Source organism: Paraconexibacter sp., from assembly GCF_041602235.1.
Taxonomy (GTDB): Bacteria; Actinomycetota; Thermoleophilia; order Solirubrobacterales; family Solirubrobacteraceae; genus Paraconexibacter.
In genome coordinates, this window is record NZ_JBFIGP010000342.1 from 1 (window position 1) to 3,632 (window position 3,632).

Genomic DNA, 3,632 nt, shown 5'->3' on the forward strand with positions numbered 1-3,632 from the left:
CGTGGAGCACCGGGATCACCACCCCTACGAGGTGGTCGAGCTCACGGTGGCGGTGGTCGATCTCCGCGGATCGACGACGTTCATGCTCGAGCACGAGCCCTCGGCCGTCTGCGATCTGGTCGACGACCTCTACTTCGCGGCAGCGGAGATCGCCGCCGAGCACGACGTGCACCCCGGCAAGTTCATGGGCGACGGCGCGATCTTCCTGTCCAGCGACGGCGACCGGCTGCTCGCCGCGGCGCGAGCGGCGGTGGTCGTGCTCGCGGAGCGCACGGCGCTCGCCGCCGGGGCCGGTGTCGCGCGCGGTCGGGTGGTCCGGCACGCCGGCGACTGGTACGGCACCCCGATGAACCTCGCCGCCCGTCTCGCGGAGCTCGCCGGGCCGGACGAGGTGCTCGTCGACGAGAGCGCGGTCCCGCAGCCGATGCGCGAGCGGGCGCGATGGCGCGACGTCCTGCCACGGGGTCAGTCGCTGTCCCGCCGCGCGGCGTCGTTCTGAGGGTCCGCCGACACTCGTGGCGCGACACGCGTCGTGGCACTCTGCAACCCTTCGCTCGTGCAGGACAGGGTCCAGGTGATGGCGACGACAACCGCCTTGAACGTCCTGCTGGTCGAGGATGACGACGGAGACGCGCTGCTCGTCGAGGAGGAGCTCTCCCTCGCGGGCAGCCCGCACTCGGTGACGCGGGTCCGGACGATCGCCGAGGCGTGCGCGGTGATCGGCCAGGAGCCGGACTGCGTGCTGCTGGACCTCGGCCTGCCGGACTCCGTCGGGCTCGACGGTCTCGGCGAGCTGCAGCGGCGCTCCGAGGCCGCGTTCGTCGTGCTCACGGGTCTCGCCGACGAGCAGCAGGGGGTCGCAGCGCTGTCGGCGGGCGCCCAGGACTACCTGGTGAAGGGGGCGGTCGACGGCGCGGGCCTGCTCCGGGCGATCCGCTACGCGGTCGAGCGGCGCGGAGCCGAGCGCTCCGCGGCGGCGCTGCGCGAGGCGGAGCTGGCGGCTCGCGAGAACATCCGGCTGGAACGCGGCCTGCTGCCGAGCCCCATCCTGCACCACCCGCGCGTCCGCATCTCCACCGCCTACCGGGCGGGCCGCCGCAGCGCCCTGCTCGGCGGGGACTTCTTCGACGTCGTCGAGGCCGCCGACGGGCGCATCCACGTGGTGATCGGCGACGTGAGCGGCCACTCCGCCGACGAAGCGGCCCTCGGTGCGGCCTTGCGGATCGCCTGGCGCACCCTGATCTTCAACGAGAGCCACGACGAGGGCGTCCTCCCGACCATGGATCGGGTCCTGACCTGCGAACGCCACTCCGAGGAGATCTTCGCCACCGCGGTCACCCTCGCGATCTCCGACGACCTCCGCCGGGCCGACGTCCGCCTCGCCGGGCACCCGGCGCCGCTGCTGCTCGCCGAGGGCGCCACCGCGCCGATGCAGGCAGCCCCGCAGGCCCCGCTGGGCTCCGGGCTGACCGAGACCTGGGCGGCGACCGCCGTGGACCTCCCGCCCACGTGGTCCATGCTGCTCTACACCGACGGCCTGTACGAGGGGCACGACGGCGAGGAGCGGCTCGGCATGACGGGCCTGCGGCGGCTGCTGGACGCCGGAATGCCCCCGGGCGGACTGCAGTCGCTCATCGCCGAGGTCGAGCGGCGCAACGGCGGTCCCCTCTCCGACGACGTCGCCACCCTGCTCCTGACCGCATGCGCCGACGCCTGACGCAGCTCACGGTCGGTCGCGCGTTCGCGCTGGCCGTTGCCGCGCTCGGGACGGTGGCCGTGGTCTTCGCGCTGCTCGGCGGGTTCGCCCTGTCGCGCCTGTACGAGACCCGGGACCGCTTGATCGACGGTGTGGAACAGGCGCGGGTCGCCACCTACGCCCTGGAGGTCGCCCTGCTGGACGAGCAGAACGGGGTGCGTGGCTTCGTCCTGTCGGGCCAGGACGCGTTCCTGGTGCCCTACCGCAAGGGCCGCGAGGCCGAGCGCGTCCACCGTGCCCGCCTGACGGAGGCGGTGGGACGGCTGGACGGGGACACCAGCACGGCGGCGCTCACCGCGCTGCTGCGGACGGTGGACGAGTGGCGCACGACCTTCGCCGAGCCCGCGATCACCGCGACACGGTCGGGGGCGCCCGCGGCGGGAGCCACCCGCGCCGCGGCCGCGGGGACCGCCCGCTTCGGCGCGATCCGCCGGGACCTCGCGACCCTCGACCGGACCTTCGAGCAGGTCCGCAGGAGCGCACGCGCCGAGGTCAACGCCAACGCACGGACGGTCGACCGGGTCGTCTTCGGCTTCAGCGCGTTCCTGGTGCTCGCCGGCATCGCGGCCGCGCTGGCGCTCCGACGCTTCGTCACCCGTCCGCTCGAGAACCTGGCGCAGGACGCGCGGGCCGTGGCCGACGGCAGCTTCGACCGGCCGGTGCGGGCACAGGGACTCCACGACACGCGAGCACTCGCGCAGGACGTCGAGTCGATGCGCGTGCGGATCGTGTCGGCGCTCGGCGACGCCGAGCGGGCCAACGCCGAGCTCGCCGAGCGCCAGACCCAGCTCGAGCGGTCCAACACCGAGCTCGAGCAGTTCGCCTACGTCGCCTCCCACGACCTCCAGGAGCCGCTGCGGAAGATCGCCAGCTTCAGCCAGCTCCTGCAGCGGCGCTACGGCGGCCAGCTCGACGAGAAGGCCGACCAGTACCTGGAGTTCTCCGCCGACGGCGCGCGGCGCATGCAGGACCTGATCAACGACCTGCTGGCCTTCTCGCGGGTCGGGCGCATGAGCTCGGGCCTGGAGCTCGTCTCCCTGGACGAGGCGCTGGACGAGGCGCTCGGCGCGCTCGAGACCCGCCTCGAGGAGACCGGCGCCAGGGTCGAGCGCTCGCCCCTGCCGGTCGTGCGCGGCGAGCGGCGCCTGCTCGCGCTGGTCCTCCAGAACCTGGTCGGCAACGCCGTCAAGTTCACGCGGGACGACGTTCCGCCTGTCGTGCGGATCTCGCTGCGGGAGGACGGCGACGACTACGAGATCAGCGTGACCGACAACGGCATCGGGATCGACGCCGAGTACGCCGACCGCGTCTTCGTGATCTTCCAGCGCCTGCACACGCGCGAGCGGTACGACGGCACCGGCATCGGGCTCGCGCTGTGCCGCAAGATCATCGAGCACCACGGCGGCCGCATCTGGCTCGACACGGCCGCCGAGGGCGCCGGCACCGTCTTTCGCTTCACCCTCCCCATCCCGACCGAGGAGAACCACCTGCCATGACCGACGAGAACGTCGTCGATCCGATCGACATCCTGCTCGTGGAGGACGACCCGGGGGACGTCCTGATGACCCGGGAGGCCTTCGAGGAGCACAAGGTCCGCAACCGCCTGTCCGTCGTCGCCGACGGCGTCGACGCGATGCGGTTCCTGCGGCGCGAGGACGAGTTCGCGGACGCGCCGCGGCCCGATCTCATCCTGCTGGACCTCAACCTGCCCCGGCGTGGCGGACGCGAGGTGCTGGAGGACATCAAGGGCGACCCGGCGCTGCGGTCGATCCCGGTCGTCGTCCTGACGACCAGCAGCGCCGAGGAGGACATCCTGCGCTCCTACGACCTGCACGCGAACGCCTACGTCACGAAGCCCGTGGACTTCGAGCGCTTC

4 protein-coding genes are annotated in these 3,632 nt (G+C 73.0%); all 4 read left to right on the top strand.

Annotation, left to right across the window (positions count from 1 at the left end; genetic code table 11):
• On the top strand, positions 1-499 hold a 499-nt coding region (locus ABYE80_RS18460), incomplete at its 5' end, for an adenylate/guanylate cyclase domain-containing protein (RefSeq protein WP_372791768.1).
• Positions 500-577: 78 nt separating this feature from the next.
• On the top strand, positions 578-1,717 hold the full coding sequence (locus tag ABYE80_RS18465; RefSeq protein ID WP_372791770.1) for a PP2C family protein-serine/threonine phosphatase: 1,140 nt from the start codon (positions 578-580) through the stop codon (positions 1,715-1,717).
• The gene (locus ABYE80_RS18470) at positions 1,702-3,252 is read left to right on the top strand and encodes an ATP-binding protein (protein WP_372791772.1); all 1,551 of its coding nucleotides are present in this window, start codon (positions 1,702-1,704) and stop codon (positions 3,250-3,252) included. The genes ABYE80_RS18465 and ABYE80_RS18470 overlap by 16 nt, the downstream gene beginning before the upstream one ends.
• Positions 3,249-3,632: response regulator (locus tag ABYE80_RS18475; protein ID WP_372791773.1), on the top strand; the 384-nt coding region annotated here is incomplete at its 3' end. The genes ABYE80_RS18470 and ABYE80_RS18475, both read left to right, overlap by 4 nt.